Source organism: Janthinobacterium sp. GW821-FHT03C10 (assembly GCF_059420865.1).
Genome location: NZ_JBWKUN010000001.1, coordinates 224,145 through 241,929, shown reverse-complemented (window position 1 = coordinate 241,929; position 17,785 = coordinate 224,145). Strand labels below are relative to the sequence as shown.

At 67.6% G+C, this 17,785-nt stretch carries 14 protein-coding genes; 13 read left to right on the top strand and 1 reads right to left on the bottom strand.

The window, feature by feature from the left end:
- The first annotated feature begins 5 nt into the window (after positions 1-5).
- From AC07VH_RS00875 to AC07VH_RS00855, 5 genes are all read left to right on the top strand, one after another.
- The gene (locus tag AC07VH_RS00875) at positions 6-773 is read left to right on the top strand and encodes a DeoR family transcriptional regulator (RefSeq protein ID WP_070223655.1); all 768 of its coding nucleotides are present in this window, start codon (positions 6-8) and stop codon (positions 771-773) included.
- 3 nt (positions 774-776) lie between these two features.
- Positions 777-1,871: an N-acetylglucosamine-6-phosphate deacetylase gene (gene nagA, locus AC07VH_RS00870; protein ID WP_494786440.1), complete on the top strand. Its 1,095-nt coding sequence runs from the start codon at positions 777-779 to the stop codon at positions 1,869-1,871.
- 38 nt (positions 1,872-1,909) lie between these two features.
- Positions 1,910-3,703: an MFS transporter gene (locus tag AC07VH_RS00865; RefSeq protein ID WP_489627595.1), complete on the top strand. Its 1,794-nt coding sequence runs from the start codon at positions 1,910-1,912 to the stop codon at positions 3,701-3,703.
- Between the two features lie 201 nt (positions 3,704-3,904).
- Entirely contained in the window at positions 3,905-5,302 is a 1,398-nt protein-coding gene (gene bcaP, locus AC07VH_RS00860; RefSeq protein WP_475414836.1) for a branched-chain amino acid transporter BcaP, read from the top strand.
- Positions 5,303-5,361: 59 nt separating this feature from the next.
- Positions 5,362-6,648 carry a DUF445 domain-containing protein gene (locus AC07VH_RS00855; RefSeq protein WP_494786439.1) on the top strand — a complete coding sequence of 429 codons (1,287 nt, stop codon included), beginning with the start codon at positions 5,362-5,364 and terminating at the stop codon, positions 6,646-6,648.
- Positions 6,649-6,658: 10 nt separating this feature from the next.
- Here the strand turns inward: AC07VH_RS00855 and AC07VH_RS00850 are convergent, their stop codons facing one another.
- Positions 6,659-6,904, bottom strand: a complete 246-nt coding sequence (locus AC07VH_RS00850; protein ID WP_475414834.1) for a hypothetical protein — start codon at positions 6,902-6,904, stop codon at positions 6,659-6,661.
- 356 nt (positions 6,905-7,260) lie between these two features.
- On the opposite strand from AC07VH_RS00850, the gene AC07VH_RS00845 reads away from it, so the two are divergent.
- The 8 genes from AC07VH_RS00845 (at position 7,261) to AC07VH_RS00810 (ending at position 17,745) form a co-directional block, all read left to right on the top strand.
- The gene (locus AC07VH_RS00845; protein WP_494786438.1) at positions 7,261-8,163 is read left to right on the top strand and encodes a GGDEF domain-containing protein; all 903 of its coding nucleotides are present in this window, start codon (positions 7,261-7,263) and stop codon (positions 8,161-8,163) included.
- Between the two features lie 60 nt (positions 8,164-8,223).
- Positions 8,224-8,727 carry a chemotaxis protein CheW gene (locus AC07VH_RS00840; RefSeq protein ID WP_494786437.1) on the top strand — a complete coding sequence of 168 codons (504 nt, stop codon included), beginning with the start codon at positions 8,224-8,226 and terminating at the stop codon, positions 8,725-8,727.
- A gap of 51 nt (positions 8,728-8,778) precedes the next feature.
- Positions 8,779-9,837 (top strand): HD domain-containing phosphohydrolase, encoded by a 1,059-nt coding sequence (locus AC07VH_RS00835; protein ID WP_475414831.1) that lies wholly within the window; start codon positions 8,779-8,781, stop codon positions 9,835-9,837.
- A gap of 14 nt (positions 9,838-9,851) precedes the next feature.
- On the top strand, positions 9,852-10,994 hold the full coding sequence (locus AC07VH_RS00830) for an FIST signal transduction protein (RefSeq protein WP_494786436.1): 1,143 nt from the start codon (positions 9,852-9,854) through the stop codon (positions 10,992-10,994).
- Complete coding sequence (locus AC07VH_RS00825) at positions 10,991-14,509, top strand: PAS domain S-box protein (protein ID WP_494786435.1); 3,519 nt, start codon at positions 10,991-10,993, stop codon at positions 14,507-14,509. Before AC07VH_RS00830 ends, AC07VH_RS00825 begins: the two co-directional genes overlap by 4 nt.
- A gap of 62 nt (positions 14,510-14,571) precedes the next feature.
- Entirely contained in the window at positions 14,572-16,377 is a 1,806-nt protein-coding gene (locus tag AC07VH_RS00820) for a PHA/PHB synthase family protein (protein ID WP_494786434.1), read from the top strand.
- A gap of 31 nt (positions 16,378-16,408) precedes the next feature.
- Positions 16,409-17,254, top strand: a complete 846-nt coding sequence (locus AC07VH_RS00815; protein WP_494786433.1) for a universal stress protein — start codon at positions 16,409-16,411, stop codon at positions 17,252-17,254.
- Positions 17,255-17,355: 101 nt separating this feature from the next.
- Complete coding sequence (locus AC07VH_RS00810) at positions 17,356-17,745, top strand: hypothetical protein (RefSeq protein ID WP_494786432.1); 390 nt, start codon at positions 17,356-17,358, stop codon at positions 17,743-17,745.
- Positions 17,746-17,785: the final 40 nt, after the last annotated feature.

Sequence of the window (17,785 nt, the reverse complement as noted above, 5' to 3'; positions counted from 1 at the left end):
CCACCATGCGAAATACCAGCCAACGCCGTGAATCCATCCTCCAAATGCTTGCCCAGCAGGGCTCGGTGCAAGTGACCGATCTGGTGGAAAAGCTCGGCGTGTCCGCGGTCACCATCCGCAGCGACTTGAATGCGCTGGAAGCGCAAGGCATGGCCACGCGCAGCCACGGCGGCGCGACGCTGACGCGCACGCCGCCGCCCGAGCACACGATACGCCAGAAGGACGCCATCAACCACGAGCAGAAGGAACGCATCGGCGCGTATGCGGCGCGGCTGGTGGAACCGGGCGACAACATCATCATCGACTCGGGCACCACCACCATCTCGCTGGCGCGCCATCTGCGCGATGCGACGGGCGTGACGGTGGCGACGAATGGCCTGAACATCGCCTGGGAACTGGCCGACGCGCCCGGCGTGGACCTGATCCTCACGGGCGGCCTGCTGCGCAAGCAGTCGCTGTCGATCCAGGGCAGCCAGGCCGAGACCTGTCTGCAAGCCTACAGCTTCGACAAGCTGTTCCTGGGCGTGGACGGCTTCGACCTGCAGTTCGGCGTCACCACCCACCACGAAGCGGAAGCGAGCCTGAACCACAAGATGGTGGAACGGGCCAAGAAAATCATCGTCCTCACGGACGCCTCCAAGTTCGGCCGCGTCAGCCTGCACCGCATCGTGCAGCTGGACCGCGTCGATACCGTCATCACCGATGCCAGCATCAGCCAGGAATACCGCGAAGGGCTGCACAAGCTGGGCATCGAACTTTTTATAGCGGAATAACACATGCTGAGCGGCAGAATCCTTACCCCATCTGGCTGGATCACGGGCACCATCACTTTTGACCAGCGTATCGTCCAGATACAGGAAGACCCTGCCGCCGACAGCGCGCTGACCATCCTGCCCGGCTTTATCGACCTGCACGTGCACGGCGCGGCCGGCGTCGACATCATGGAAGGCGCAAACGCGGGCGCCACCGTGGCGCAGGTGCATGCGCGCCACGGCACCACCGCCCTGCTGGGCACCACCCTGACGGCGAAAGAGCCGTCGATCGTGCGCGCCCTGCAAGGCCTGGCCGGCGTCATCGCCGAGCGCCCCGCCAACGGCGCGCGCATGCTGGGCGTGCACCTGGAAGGACCGTTTTTGAACCTGCACCGCCTGGGCGCGCAGCCGCCCGACGTGGTGCAGGCGAGCCTGGCGCTGGTGCAGCGCTTTCACGCCATCGCCCCCATCAAGGTCTTGACCATGGCGCCGGAAATCCCCGGCCACCTGGAACTGATCCCGCAACTGGCGGCCATGGGCATCCGCGTGCAGATCGGCCACAGCGCCGGTACGTATGACGAAGGCGTGGCCGCGCTGCAAGCCGGCGTCTCCGGCTTCACCCACCTGTACAACGGCATGACGGGCATGACGCATTACGACCCCGGCATGGTGGGCGCGGCGCTGGCGCATGCCGAATATGCGGAAATCATCCCCGACCTGCAGCACGTGGCCAAGGGCGCCCTGCGCGCGGCCCTGCGCGCCATCCCGCGCCTGTACGGCGTGACGGACGCCACCTCGGCCACCGGCATGCCCGATGGCGAGTACGGCCTGGGCACGCAGCGCGTCTACAAATGCCTGGGCTGCGTGCGTCTGGCCACGGGCTCGCTGGCCGGCAGCGTGCTGACCATGGACCAGGCCCTGCGCAATTTCGTCGACCTGGGCCTGGACCTGGCCGACGCCTCGAACCGCCTGTCGCTGTACCCGGCCGACTACCTGGGCGTGTCCGACCGGGGCCGATTGGCGCCGGGCGCCTGGGCCGACATCGTCGTCCTCGATTCAGCACTACAGCCAGTGTCCGTCTTCGTCGAAGGCGCGGCCATCGATCTTTCCACCCGCTAGACCACTTCACCCACTTCAACCCCAGCCCCGGAGTTACCATGCACGACACGTCACACAAGGCCCCCGTGTGGGCCATGCGCTACCTGCTATTTATTGCCGGCATGGGGGGATTGCTGTACGGCATAGACATCGGCATCATCGCCGGCGCCCTGCCCTACCTGGAATCGACGGCCTCCGTGGCCTGGAAACTGACGGCCCAGCAGCTGAGCTTTATCGTCGCCGCCGTGCTCCTGGGTTCGGTCCTCTCGTCGCTGTTCGCCGGCGCCCTGGCCGATATCCTGGGCCGGCGCTGGGTGATGTTCCTGGCCGGCGCCCTATTCAGCGCCAGCATCCCGCTGATCGCCCTGGCCGACGGCTACACGCCGTTGCTGCTGGGCCGCCTGCTGCAAGGCATCAGCGGCGGCTTGATCGGCGTCGTCGTGCCCCTGTACCTGGCCGAATGCCTGCCCGCGCAGCAGCGTGGACGCGGCGCCGCCCTGTTCCAGCTGCTGCTGACCATCGGCCTGGTGGCGGCCGCCCTGATCGGCCTGCTGCAGGCGCAGACGGTGGAAACGGCCACGCAAGCGGCGCAAGCGTTGCCGGAAGCGGGCCGCATCGCCGCCATCTTCACGGCCAAGGACCACGCCTGGCGCAGCATCTTCTGGGTCTGCCTGACGCCGGGCCTCGTGTTTACCGTCGGCGCCCTGCTGCTGGCCGAATCGCCGCGCTGGCTGGCGCGCCGCGGCCGCGTCGAACAGGCGCGCCAGTCGCTGCTGCGCACGCGCCTGCCCGCCGCCGCCGACCTGGAACTGCGCGACATGCTCGATACGCCCGAGAACGCGGCCAAGGCCAGCGGCAACGCCAGGGCAAAAGACCCGCTCTTGAGCCGCCGCTACGTGCTGCCCTTCCTGCTCGCTTGCCTGATCCTCGCCTGCACGCAGGCGACGGGCATCAATTCCATCCTCGCCTATGTCGTCAATATCCTGAACCAGGCGGGCCTGTCGGGCGCCTCGGCCAACATGGCGGACGTGTTGCTGAAGGTGCTGAACGCCGTGATGACGGTGGTGGCCGTGCTGCTGGTGGACCGCAAGGGCCGCAAGTTCCTGCTGATGCTGGGCACGGGCGGCATCGTCGTCTCGCTGCTGGCGGCCGGCCTGCTGTTCCGCGGCGCCGAAGCGCACCTGGCCGACGTACGCCCCGCCATCGCCGCCCAGGTGCAGAACGACGGCCTGGCCGTGCGCCTCGATGCGGCCACCCTGACGGCCTTGGGCGCGGCCGCCGACGGCACGCCGCAGCAGCTGACCATCGCCTATGCCTACGGCCCGTTCACCAATGTGAAAAGCCTGCGCAGCGACGATCCCGTGCTGCGCCAGGTGACGATCGCCCGCGAAGACGCCGTGCAGGCCGACAGCGTGATCGGCGTGTTCTTCCGCAAGCTGCACCTCAATCCGTTCGCCGACCCGGCGGCCGGGCGCGAGGCGCCGCTGCGCATCGAGAAGGCCAGCCTGGGCCCCGTGCCCTCGTCCACGCACGGCTGGCTGGTGGCCGTCGCCATCTGCGTGTTCGTCTCCAGCTTTGCCGTGGGACCGGGCGTGTGCGTGTGGCTGGCCCTGTCCGAGCTGATGCCGACGCGCATCCGTTCGAACGGCATGAGCATCGCCCTGCTGGTGAACCAGTTTGTCTCGACGGTGATCGCCGCCATCTTCCTGCCCACCGTGGGCTTGCACGGTTATTCGACCCTGTTCTTCTTCGGCGCCGGCTGCACCGTGCTGTACTTCCTGGCGGCCGCGTTCTTGCTGCCGGAGACCAAAGGCAAGACCCTGGAAGAGATCGAGGCGCACTTTTCCAAGTAACCAACTGTAGCAGTCTCCTTTCCAGCCCCGGCCCACCATCCGGGGCTGTTTTTTTGCCTGTTTCGCAAGTTGACAAGACCGGCGCGCACTGCACCGTACGGTTTTCCTTCTGGAATCACGGGCGCGTGGGCTAGAATCTGGCTGCGTCGTGCTACTCACGAGGCGGCAATGGCGCCATGACAAAAACCACCAGGAGACACAGTGAGCTTATTTAGAACCAAGAATTTGGATGACATGATCGCCCACAGCAAGAAGCCGGGAGGACTGGCCAAGGTGCTGGGCCCCTTCGACCTTGTGCTCATGGGCATCGGCGCCATCGTCGGCACGGGCATTTTCGTGCTCACCGGCACGGGCGCGCTGACGGCCGGCCCCGCCCTGTCGCTGTCGTTTGTCGTGGCGGCCGTCGCCTGCTGCTTCGCCGCCCTGTGCTATGCGGAATTCGCCTCCACCGTGCCGGTGGCCGGCTCCATCTACACCTACAGCTATGCGACTTTGGGCGAGCTGGCCGCCTGGATGATAGGCTGGGACTTGCTGCTCGAATACGGCCTGGCCGCGGCGGCCGTCTCCGTCGGCTGGTCCGGCTACTTCCAGTCGCTGCTGTCGGGCTTTGGCATCACCCTGCCCGTGGCCCTGACGGCCGCGCCGGGCGCCCTGCCCGGCGTGACGACCTTCATCAACCTGCCCGCCCTCGTCATCATGCTGCTGCTGACGGCCATGCTGGGCTGGGGCGTGCGCGAATCGGCGCGCCTGAACAACATCATGGTGGCCATCAAGGTGGGCGTGGTGCTGCTGTTCATCATCTTCGGCGCGCGCCACGTGCAGCCGGCCAACTGGCAGCCCTACATGCCGTTCGGCTACCACGGCATGCTGAGCGCCGCCGCCCTCGTCTTCTTCGCCTTCATCGGCTTCGACGCCGTCACCTCGGCCGCCGAGGAAGTCAAGAAGCCGTCGCGCGACCTGCCTATCGGCATCATCGGCTCGCTGGCCGTGTGCGCCGTGTTGTACGTGGTGGTGTCGGCCATCATGACGGGCATCGTGCCGTATCAAAAATTCCTCGGCGTCGACCATCCCGTCTCGCTGGCCCTGCAGTATGCGGGCGAAAACTGGATCGCCGGCTTCGTCGACCTGGGTGCCATCCTCGGCATGACCACCGTGATCCTGGTGATGGCCTTCGGCCAGACGCGCATCATCTTCGCCATGTCGCGCGACGGCCTGCTGCCCAAGCGCTTGTCGACCGTGCACCCGCGCTTCCACACGCCGTTCTTCGCCACCTGGCTGGTGGGCATCGTCTTCGGCCTGATCGCCGCCGTGATCCCGCTCAACATCCTCGCCGAGCTGATCAACATTGGCACCCTGGCCGCTTTCACCATGGTCTCCGTCGCCGTGGTGGTGCTGCGCAAGAAGCGCCCGGACCTGCATCGCGCCTTCCGCTGCCCCGGCGTGCCCTTCGTGCCGGCGCTGGCCGTGATCCTGTGCGTGGGCCTGATGACTTTCCTCAGCTGGGTTACCTGGGTGGCCTTTTCCATCTGGCTGGTGATCGGCCTGGTCATCTATTTCGGCTACGCGCGCCGCCGTTCGCTGCTGCATCCGCAACAGTAATCGCGTCACTGCGCCATCGCAGTAAGATGGCGGTCTCGCAACCCCGCAGGCCGCCATCCATGCAACCTTCCCCCGACCTCATCGCCCAGCTGGACCAGAGCACGGACCAGCTCAAGCGCGCGCGCCTGCGCGGCATGCAGTGGCTGGCCGCCGGCTTGCTGCTGCTCGCCGCGCTGGTGTTTGCCGTGGCCCGCTCGCAGCGGGGCGGCCACCCCGCCTGGGGCTATGTGGAGGCATTCGCCGAAGCATCGATGGTGGGCGCGATCGCCGACTGGTTCGCCGTCGTCGCCCTGTTCCGCCACCCGCTGGGCATCCCCCTGTGGCATACGGCCATCATCCCGAACAGCAAGGCCGACATCGGCCGCAGCCTGGGCGCCTTCGTGGAAAACCATTTCATCACCGAGCAAGGCATCGCCGAGCGCATCGCGCAAGCCGATCCCGCCGCGCGCCTGGGGGCCTGGCTGATGGACGAGGCCCACGCGCGGCAGCTGGGCATGGCCGGCGCCGGCGTGGCGAAACAGCTGCTGGCGATGGCCGACCACGACACGCTGGGCCGCCTGCTGCGCCAGCAGGCCAGCGGCTACCTGGCGCAATTGAACCTGTCGGACGTGGCGGCCGACTGCATCGATGCGCTGATCGCCGACGGCAAGCCGCAGCAGCTGCTGGACTTCATGCTCGACCGCAGCGCCGCCTACCTGGACGACGAACGCCACCACGCGGCCATCGGCGACTTCGTGCTGGGCGCCTTCCAGATCGAGAACGCGCTGGTGAAAAAGGCCGTGAAGGCGTATGAGCCGCGCATGATCGCCTCGCTGCAAAAATTCGCCCTCGCCGTGCGCATCGACCCCGGTCACCCGTTGCGCCAGCGCATCGCCGGCTGGATCGCCGACAGCGCGCTGCACCTGAAGGCCGACCCGCAGTGGCAAGCCACGGTGCGCCGCTACCAGTTGCAGCTGATCGCCAGCGACACGCTGCAAGCGATGCTCGGTGACGTCTGGAAGCATATCAGCGCGCGCCTGCTGGCCGACCTGCATGCGGATCAGCCCGTGCTGGCGCAAGTGGTCGCCGGCGTGGCGCGCAACACGGGCCTGGTACTGGGCAGGGACGAGCATGCGCGGGCATGGCTGAACGGCGCCATCGTCGCCGGCAGCGGTTCGCTGGTGCGCCGCTACCGGGGCGAGGTGGGCGCCTTCATCGCCGGCCGGCTGGATTTGTGGAGCAAGGAAGAAATGAGCGAACGCATCGAACTGGCCATCGGGCGCGACCTGCAATTCATCCGCATCAACGGCACCATCGTGGGCGGCCTGGCCGGCTTGCTGATCTACGCCGTGAGCCAGGCGCTGTAAGCGCCATCCATCAGCCGGGCACCCTGCCAGGCAGGCCCGCGCACGACACCACGCCGCACGCGGTGCTGAACAGTGCCGGCACGCCGGCGCGCCCCGCGCCGATGCAGGCCGCGGCCGGCACCACGGCAAACAGCAGCAGCAGGTAGCCGATCGCCTTCAGGCGCGGCACGGATGAACGGCGGACACCCGCGCCCGGCCCGTGCGGGTGGCCCTTGCCTGCCTCTTTGCTGCTCCTTGCCGACATCGTCGTATGCATGTCCATCTCCCGTATCGAGCCTAACTGGTCCGTCTTCACTGCATTTTGCTACATAAATTTACCAAATACAATAAATAAATGCACGGAAAAATGATTTTTTCTGTCCCAGGACAAGCCGCGCGATAGAAGAAGAACGGCCGCGCCGCAGGGAGACCGTGGCGAACTTCGGCTTCAGCGCCTTTCCTGCGTAGTGCTTGCGCGTGCAGAAAATCGACACAAATCATGAAAATCATAATATTCGTTGAAATCATTTTTATTTGGTGTATGATGAGCTCAAAGGAGAACGCAAGGCGATGCGGCAAGCCTGATTGCCGCGACCGCCCGGTATCTCCGCCTTCTTTGTAGGGGACAAGCACATGAACAAAACCCTGGCCTTGCGCCTGCTCGACGCCGCCGACGACGCCGCCGTCATCATCGATACGGGCTCGCGCATCCGCTATGCGAACGACGCCATGTATGCGCTGAGCGGCTATGCCGCAGGCAGCCTGCCGGGCCAGCAGATCGAGGCGCTGCTGCCCGACGCCGTGCGCGAGCAGCATGGCGCACGGATCGGCGCATACCTGGCCGGCCACAAGCAGTCCAGGGTGCTGGGCCACAAGCGCCATTTCGCCATTCGCCACCGCGATGGCACGATGCTGCCCATCGTGCTCAAGGCCATGGACCTGGGTACCCTGGACGACGAAAACTTCATGGGCGCCTTCTTCATCGACCAGCGCCGCGAACTCGCCCTGGAACAGCAGAATGCGGCCCGCTGGCAGCAATTGCAGCGCATCGCCCTCAGCGATCCCCTGACCCAGCTGCCGAACCGCCGCGCCTTCGAGACCGACGCCGTGCGCGCGGCCGCGCGCTCCAGGCGCTCGGGCCATCCGATGACCATCGGCATCGCCGACATCGATTTCTTCAAGCGGGTCAACGACCAGCATGGCCACGCGGCCGGCGACGCCGTGCTGCAAGCCGTGGCAGCGACGATCCAGTCCCAGGCGCGGGCATCCGACGTCGTCGCCCGCGTGGGCGGCGAGGAATTCGGCTTGCTGTTCCCCCATACGGACATGGCCACGGCGCGCCAGGTGGCCGAACGCATCCGCCTCGCCGTGGCCGACACATGCGTCGACTTCGAGCACGCGCCCATCACGGCGACGATCAGCATCGGCCTGGCGCCGCTGCCCCACGACGGCGACTGGAAAGCCGGCTTCATGCAAGCCGACGCCGCCCTGTACCAGGCCAAGAAGAATGGCCGCAACCGCGTCGAGCAGGCTTGAGCGCCGCCCGGCATCCCCCGCAGTTTCATGCATCACGCAACACCTGACAGGAGCAAGCACATGGAAACCATCACCACACATGCCGCGGCAGCGGGGCAACCGGCGCAAGCGGGCGCCCGGGAATTGCTGGTCTTTGGACTCGGCAAGGAGGAATATGCGATCGACATCGGCCTGGTGCAGGAAATCCGCGGCTACGGCGCCGTCACCCGCATCGCCAACGCGCCCGCCTTCCTGAAGGGTTTCATCCACCTGCGCGGCAGCATCGTGCCGCTGGTCGACCTGCGCATCGCGCTGGGCCAGGCAGAACCCGCCTACGACGCTTCGACCGTGGTCATCATCCTGATCTTCGCGCATGGCGCCACCGGCATCGTGGTCGACCGCGTGGCCGACGTGGTGCCGCTGGCGCCGGCGCAGATCAAGCCGCCGCCGCAGCTGCACGGCTCGGCCATGGCCGGCCATGTGACGGCCATCGGCGCCCTCGACGAACGCATGCTCATCGTGCTGGACATCGACAGCCTGCTGGCCCGCCTGGGCATGCACGCCACGGGCAGGCTGGCCGCCTGAGCCGGCCATCGCCGCCCCGCCCGCCACTGACCGCCATCCGCCGGAGATACCATGAGCATCCTGATCGTCGATGACAACGACACCAACCTGAGCCTGCTGTCGACCCTGGCGCGCAAGGCCAGCGCCATCGAGTCCGTCTGCATGAACGATCCCATCGATGCGCTGACCTGGTGCGAATCGAACGTGCCGGACCTGGTCTTGCTCGATTACCGGATGCCCAGCCTGTCGGGCAACGAATTCCTCAGCATTTTCCGCAAGATGGAGGGCATGGCCGACATCCCCATCGTCATGGTCACCACCGAAAACGACCGCGCCGTGCGCAAGCAGGCTTTTTCGCTGGGCGTGACGGAGTTTCTCACCAAGCCCGTCGACACCATCGAGTTCAGCCTGCGCGTGCGCAACCTGCTGGCCCTGCGCACGGCGCAGACCATGCTGGCCGACCGCGCCAAGCTGCTGGAACACGAGGTGGCCCAGGCCATCGCCAACGTCACGGCCAGGGAGATGGAGCTGGTCGCGCGCCTGGCGCGGGCGGCCGAATTCCGCGACCCCGAAACGGGCGCCCACATCATGCGCATGGCGCGCTACTCGGCGCTGATCGCCAGGGAGCTGGGCCTCGACGCGCAATGGCAGGACCTGCTGCTCAAGGCGGCGCCCATGCACGACGTGGGCAAGCTGGCCACGCCCGACCATATCCTGCTCAAGCCGGGACGGCTGGACCCCGATGAAATGGCCATCATGCGCCAGCATGCGAAGATCGGCGGCTATATCCTTGCCGGCAGCGACTCACCGCTGATCCGCCTGGCCGAGGAGATCGCCTGCGGCCACCACGAAAAATACGACGGCAGCGGCTATCCGGATGGCCTGGCGGGCGAACAGATACCGCTGCCGGCGCGCATCGTCGCCGTGGCCGACGTCTTCGACGCGCTCAGCTCCGAACGCCCGTACAAGCCGGCCTGGCCTTTGGCCCAGGCGCGCCAGTACCTGGAGCAAAACAGGGGCAGCCATTTCTGCCCGCTGTGCCTCGACGCCTTCCTGGGGGCCTGGGACGAGGTGCTCGCCATCCGCAACAGCCTGCCCGACCCTGTCCATCACGACGCCCACCCACTATAAGCGAGGAGCCTGCCATGCGCGTGCAACAACTGATCCTGAACAGCCATGCGGACTTCGATGCCGCCCTGGCGCCCCTGGCCGCCATGGCGCCCGACCTGGTGCTGGTCTTCGGCGCCTGCCCCTACTTTGCCACGCCCGGCCTGACGGCGGCGCTGCAGCGCCAGTTGCCGGGCGCCGTCGTCGCCGGCTGCTCCACGGCCGGCGAGATCGCCGGCAAGCGCGTCTACGACGACAGCTGCGTCATCACCGCCATTTGCTTTGCCCGCACCACGGTGGCGATTGCCGACGCCATCATCTGCGACATGGCGGACTCGCGCGATGCGGGCGAGCGCCTGGCGCAGGCCTTGCCGCAGGACGGCCTGGCGGCCGTCTTCATGCTGGGCACGGGCGTGGCCATCAACGGCAGCGCCCTGATCGCCGGGCTGCAGGCGAACCTGCCGCCCGGCGTGACGGTGTCGGGCGGGCTGGCGGCGGACGGCGGCGCCTTCCGCCAGACCTGGACCCTGGGCCCGCGCGGCGCGGCCGACAATACCATCGTCGCCGTCGGCCTGTACGGCGAACATATCCGCCTCGGCTACGGCAGCCATGCGGGCTGGGAAGCGTTCGGCCCCGCGCGCAAGGTGACGCGCTGCGTCGACAACGTGCTGTATGGCCTGGACGGCGCGCGGGCGCTGGACATCTACAAGCTGTACTTGGGCGACCATGCGCGCGGCCTGCCCGGCTCGGGGCTGCTGTTCCCGTTTGAAATGCTCTCGGCCGCGCATGAAAAAAGCAATGTCTTCCGCACCATCCTCGCCGTCGACGAGGAACAGGGTTCGCTGACCCTGGCCGGCGACATCCTCGCCGACGGCTACCTGAAACTGATGCATTCCAGTACCAACCGGCTGATCGACGGGGCCGAGACGGCCGCGCGCGGCGTCGTGCCCCATGCCGATGCGCAGGGCGACCAGCTGACCCTGCTGGTCAGCTGCGTGGGACGCAAGCTGGTGATGGGCGACCGGGTCGAGGAAGAGGTCGAAGCGGTGGCCGACCAGCTGGGCGGCGCGGCCTGCATCGCCGGTTTTTACTCGAACGGCGAAATCGGCATCGGCCAGCCGCACGGCGCGTGCCAGTTGCACAACCAGACGATGACCGTCACCGTCCTGAGCGAAGCATGAACCGCACCCTGGCACGCCAATTGAACCGCGTCTGCGGCATCGACTCGGAAAGCGCCTGCGCCGCCTTGCTGGAACAGGCCCAGGCACTGAGCGGGCAAGCGGGCACGCCGCCCGAACTGGCCGGTTTCCTGGCCGGCTTGCCGGCCCTGCTGCAGCGCATCGACGGCGCCTACGAACAGTCCGAACGCGACCTGGACTTGCGCTCGCGCAGCCTGGAACTGAGTTCGAATGAGCTGAGCCTGACGAATGACTTGCTGCGCACGGAACTGGCCAGCCGCAACCGCGTGATCCAGTCGCTGCGCGTGGCGGCCGTGCGCCTGCTCGACAACGACGATTCCGGCCTGCGCCTGCCGCAGGAAAGCGATATCGAGGGCCTGTCGGTGCTGCTGGCCGAGCTGGTGTCGCAGCAGGAACTGCGCCGCATCGAATTGCAGAACCAGCGCTTCGCGATGGACCAGCACGCCATTGTCAGCATCACCGACACGGCCGGCGTCATCATCTACGTCAACGACAAGTTCTGCGCCATCAGCGGCTTCGCGCGCGAAGAGCTGATCGGCCAGACGCACCGCCTGATCACTTCGCACACGCATGCGGACGCCTTCTTTGCGCAGATGTGGCAAACCATTACCGCCGGCCAGGTCTGGCACGGCGAAATCTGCAACCACGCCAAGGATGGCGGCCAATACTGGGTGGACGCCACCATCGTGCCCTTCCTCGATGCGGCCGGCAAGCCCTATCAGTACATCGCCATCCGCACGGAAATCAGCGACAGCAAGCGCATGGCCGAGACCATCGCGAAAAGCGAGCGCGAATACCGCAACGTCGTCAACAGCCTCAACGAGGTGGTCTTCCGTACGGATCTGCAGGGCGCCTGGACCTTCCTCAATCCCGCCTGGCACACCATCACGGGGTTTTCCATCGCCGGCAGCCTGGGCAAGAGCGTGCTGCAATTCGTCGATGCGCGCGACCGCGAGCGCGCCGCCGACGGCCTGTCCCAGCTGCTGGGCGGCCAGGTGGACAGCATGCGCCATGAAGCGCGCTATATCACCAGCGACGGCGACGTGCGCTGGATCGACGTGTGCGCGCGCGCCGAACGCGATGGCCAGGGGCGGCTGGCGGGCGTCACCGGCAGCCTGACCGACATCACGGAGCGGCGCCAGGCGGCGCGCGAGCTGCGGCACAACCTCAACTTCGTCGACGCGCTGATCGAGACCATCCCCATCCCGCTGTACCTGAAGGACGTGCAGGGCCGCTACCTGCGCGCCAACCGCGCCTTTTGCGCCTTCTTCCAGCTCGACCAGGCGCGCATCGCGGGCCTGACGGTGGCCGACATCCTGCCGCGGCAGGAGGCGCAGCAAGTGCTGCGGCACGACCTGGCGCTGCTGCAGGACCGGGGCAACCAGACGTACGAAGACCGGCTGACCGTCGGCACGCGCCAGGTCGATGTCCTGTTCAGCAAGGCGGCCCTGCTGAAGTCCGACGGCAGCCTGCACGGCCTGGTCGGCACCATCGTCGACATTTCCAGTCAAAAGGCGGCCGAGCGCGCCCTGCTGCTGGCCAAGGAAGTGGCCGAATCGGCCAGCCGCTCGAAGAGCGAATTCCTGGCCAACATGAGCCACGAGATCCGCACACCGATGAACGGCATCCTGGGCATGACGGACCTGGTGCTCGATTCCGACCTCGATGGCCACCAGCGCAAGTACCTGGAAATCGTCAAGGCCTCGGCCGATGCCCTGCTGTGCATCATCAACGACATCCTCGATTTCTCGAAGATCGAGGCGGGCATGCTGACCCTGGAAAGCGTCCCCTTCGACCTGCGCCAGCTGCTGCAGGAAACCCTGCGCGCGCACGCCATGCGGGCGCAGGCCAGCGGCCTGGAACTGGTGCTCGACGTCGATCCCGCGCTGCCGCACACGCTGCTCGGCGACCCGGGCCGCCTGCGCCAGGTGCTGACCAACCTGGCCGGTAATGCCATCAAGTTCACGCCGCAAGGCGAGGTGGTCGTCAGCGCCCGGCTGCGCGCCAGCGGCGCCGGCATGGCCAGCCTGCGCCTGTGCGTGCGCGACACCGGCATCGGCATCGCCGCCGACATGCGGGAGGCCGTCTTCGACGCCTTCCAGCAGGAGGACGGTTCGACCACGCGGCGCTTCGGCGGCACGGGACTGGGCCTGTCGATCACGCGCCGCCTGGTGACGATGATGAAGGGCAGCATCGGCCTGTCGAGCGCACTGGGCAAGGGCAGCCGCTTCAGCGTGGACCTGGACCTGCCCATCGGCGAGCAGCAGCCCTTGCCGCCGCCCGGCGCCACGCTGGCGGGACGCGCCATCCTGCTGGTCGACGACAACCCCAGCAGCCTGACCATCCTGCGCCGGATCTTCGGGCACAGCGGCGCCATGGTCACCGCCTGCGAGTCCGGCGAGGCGGCGCTGGAGCACTGCCGCGGCGCCTTGCCGGCCGACTGCATCATCATGGACTACGCCATGCCCGGCATGAATGGCTTCGACACGGCAGCGGCGCTGGCCGCCCTGCCCCACTGGAGCCAGGTGCCCATCGTCATGCTGTCGTCCTGCGGCAGCCTGGGCGACGCGGCGCGCTGCCGTGAACTGGGCATCGGCGGCTACCTGCTCAAGCCCGCCAGTCCCGAGGAACTGCTGGCCACCACCACGAGCGTTCTGGGCACGTGCCGCGGCATGCCCGGCGCGGCACCCGCCGCCATGCGCCACGCCGCGCGCGAAGGCATGCCCGGCCTGGACATCCTGCTGGTCGAGGACAATGCCATGAACCGCGAACTGGCCACCGTGCTGCTGTCGAATGCGGGCCACCGGGTCACGCATGCGGCGAACGGCCGCATCGCCCTCGATTGCCAGGCGGCCCGCCATTTCGACCTGATCCTGATGGACCTGCAGATGCCGGAAATGGGCGGTTTCGACGCCACCGCGCAGATACGCGCGCGCGAAGCGCAGGGCATGCCGAGAAGCGTCATCATCGCCATGACGGCCAGCGCCTTCGAGGGCGACCGCGAACGCTGCATCGCCGGCGGCATGGACGACTACCTGTCCAAGCCGTTCCGCACGGCCGCCTTCCAGAGCCTCATCGAGCGGCATGTGCGACGAATCGGCAAGCAGACGCCGGCGGCGGACAGCCTGCCCGGCTCCCGCTTCGACTACGCAGCAGCGCTGGCCCAGGCCGACGCCGACGTGATCGGCATCATCGGCGCATCGTTCCTGGCCGGCTTGCCGGCGCAGCTGACGGCGCTGCGCGCGGCCATGCAGTCGGGCGACCGGCCCACCGCGAGCCGCCAGGCGCATACCCTGGCCGGCTTGCTGGCCAACTTCCGTGCCGTACCGGCCGTCGCCATCGCCGCCGCCATCGAGCGCGAAGCGGTCGAGGCGCCGCAGGACGCGTTGCTGGCGCGGCTCGATGCGCTGGACGAGCAATTGCGGCTGTTTGTGCAGGAAACGGGCGCGGCCATCCAGGCGGCAAGCCACATGCTGCACGCATCCGGGCAAACTTGATATAGATCATAATTTTTTGAACAAGCTCTTGCTATCCTGTAAAAAAATAACGGGAGCCCTGGATGAGCAAGACGCAGCCGAGCGAGACGCAGCACAAAGTGGAACATGAGCGCCTGGGCAGCGCCTGGCAAGGCGTGCCGGCGCACGACTATCCGGAAAGCGCGCCGGAAGGCGCCACCCTGGACCTGCTGCTGAACGCCTGGCTAGGCAAGTTCACGGGCGGCATTTCACCGGCTGCGCTGGGCAACGCCTATGCCGACTGGCTCAGCCATCTGGCGCTGGCGCCATCGAAGCAGCAAGCCTTGCTGCAGGAAGCGTGGAAAAAGATCGGCCGCTGGCAGCAGTACGCCGTGCAGGCTGCGCTGCCGGGTGCGCCCTCCGGGCCGCCGTGCATCGCGCCGCTGCCGCAGGACCGGCGCTTCGAGGACGCGGCCTGGCAGCGCTGGCCTTACAACCTGGTCTATCAGGGCTTCCTGTTGCAGCAGCAATGGTGGCACCGCGCCACCACGGGCGTGCGCGGCGTCGCGCCGCACCACGAGGATGTCGTCACATTCACCGTGCGCCAGTGGCTCGACATGCTGGCGCCGTCGAACTTCCTGCTGACCAATCCCGTGGTGCAGCAGGCCACCCTGGAAAGCGGCGGCGCCAACCTGGCGCGCGGCATGGCCCACGCGGCCGAGGACTGGCAGCGCGCCGCCATGGGCGCGCATGCGCCCGACCAGCGCACCTATCAGGTGGGCGTGAACGTGGCCGTCACGCCGGGCAAGGTGGTCTACCGCAACGACTTGATCGAATTGATCCAGTACGCCCCCGCGACCGCCAAGGTGCATGCCACGCCGCTGCTGTTCGTGCCCGCCTGGATCATGAAGTTCTATATTCTCGACCTGTCGCAGCACAATTCGCTGGTGCGCTACCTGGTGGAGCAAGGCCACACGGTGTTCATGATTTCCTGGAAAAACCCGCTGGAAGAGGACCGCGAGCTGTCGCTGGAAGACTACCGCCAGCTGGGCGTGATGGAGGCGCTCGATGCCGTTGTCCGCCTCACGGGCGCGCCGCAGGTGCACGCGGCCGGCTACTGCCTGGGCGGCACCCTGCTGGCAATCGCCGCCGCCAGCATGGCGCGCGACGGCGATATGCGCCTGGCCAGCCTGACCATGCTCGCGTCGCAAGTGGACTTCAAGGAGCCGGGCGAACTGTCGCTGTTCATCGACGAGAGCCAGGTGAGTTTCCTGGAAGCGGCCATGTGGAAGCAGGGTTATCTCGATACCAAGCAGATGGCGGGCGCTTTCCAGCTGCTGCGCTCGAACGACCTGATCTGGTCGCGCCGCCTGCGCCACTACCTGCTGGGACTCGACGAGCAGGACAGCGACCTGATGGCCTGGAATGCGGACGCCACGCGCATGCCCTGCCGCATGCACTCGGAATACCTGCGCCGTCTGTTCCTGCACAACGACCTGGCCGAAGGGCGCTACCGCACGGCTGGCCGCCACATCGCCCTGCCTGACATCAAGGCGCCCATCTTCGCCGTCGGCACCCTGACGGACCACGTGGCGCCGTGGCGCTCCGTGTACAAGCTGCAACTGCTGACCGACACGGACGTCACCTTCCTGCTCACCTCGGGCGGCCACAACGCGGGCGTGGTCTCGCCGCCGGGCCAGCCGCGCCGCAGCTACCAGCTGGCCACGCACCGCCACGACGCGCCCTACGTCGACGCGGACAGCTGGCAGCGCGACGTGCCGCACCACGACGGTTCGTGGTGGCCCGCCTGGCAAGCCTGGCTGGCAGAACACCCCGGTGCGCAAGCGGCGCCGCCGGCCATGGGACCCGACCTGGGCGACGCGCCGGGCAGCTACGTGCTGCAGACCTGAGAACCGACAACCGACAACCGAGGAAAACACCATGCCCTACACTACCCTGCTGGTCCACGTCGACAATTCCCGCCACTGCGCCCAGCGCATCCGCCTGGCCGTGCGGCTGGCCGTCGCCGAGGGCGCGCACCTGATCGGTTCGGCCATGAGCGGCATTTCGCGCTATGCGTATGGCGGCGGCGTCAACGCGCTGCAGTTTGCGCCGGCGCAGATGCAGGCGCTGCGCACCCAGGCCAGCGAAGCCTTGCACGACTTCGAGCGCATCGCCCGCGAAGAAGGCCTGGGCACCTACGAAACGCGCTTCGTCGACGACGACGCGCAAGGCGCGCTGCTGCTGCAGGCGCGCTATTGCGACTTGCTGATCCTGGGCCAGACGGATGCGCAGGACACGCCGTCGCGCATCATCGCCGGCACGGCCGAATACCTGATGCTCCATTGCGGCCGGCCCGTGCTGATGGTGCCGCACGCGCCTTGCGCCGCGCCAGCGGCCATCGCGCAGCATCCGCTGCTGGCCTGGAACGGCAGCGCCGAAGCGCTGCGCGCCATCACCGATGCGCTGCCGCTGCTGCAAAGGGCGCGGCAGGTGACCCTGGCCGTCGTCAATTCGCACGCCCAGCCGGCCGCGCACGGCGAGCAGCCGGGCGCCGACCTGGCCCTGTACCTGGCGCGCCATGGCGTCAACGTCGAGGTGCTGCAGCACGACACGCCGCCGGGCCAGGACGTGGGCGCGGCCCTGCTGGCCATGGCGGCCCAGCGGCAGTGCGACCTGGTCGTGATGGGCTGCTACGGCCACATGCGCCTGCGCGAAGCGCTGCTGGGCGGCGTCACGCGCACGGTGCTGCAGGACATGACCTTGCCGGTGCTGGTGTCGCACTAGCGCCGCCGGGCGGGCCTTCAGCCTTCCTTCAGCGGCTCCTCATCCGCGCTTCATGCGCGGCGCCGATACTGCTCATGCCCCCAACCACACAGGAGTACAGCATGAGCAACACCCCCGACGCCGGCACGCATTGCCACGCCCGCCGCCGGCTGCTGCTGGGCACAGCCGCGTTGGCCGCCCTGGCCGCCTGCGGCGGCGGCGGGCCGCACAGCACCGGCGCTGGCGCGCCGGCCCTCGTCATCACCGTCGATCCCGGCACCTTGCGCAACCTGTTCCCATGGCTGTTGCAGGCCGACCCCGCCACCCAGGCCCGCGCGCAAGCGGTGCTGGACGATTTCCGCACGCTGCGCCTGGCCGACGGCGACCACCTGGCCGCCGCCCTACCCGGCAGCAGCCACCTGCTCATCCACAACGGCTTTCACAGCGATTTCTTCATCGAATACGAAACGGCCGTGGCAGGCGCCATCGAAGCCATGCGCTGGGACAGATGACGCACCGCTGGCAAGGCAGGCGGGCGGAGAAGGTCTACAA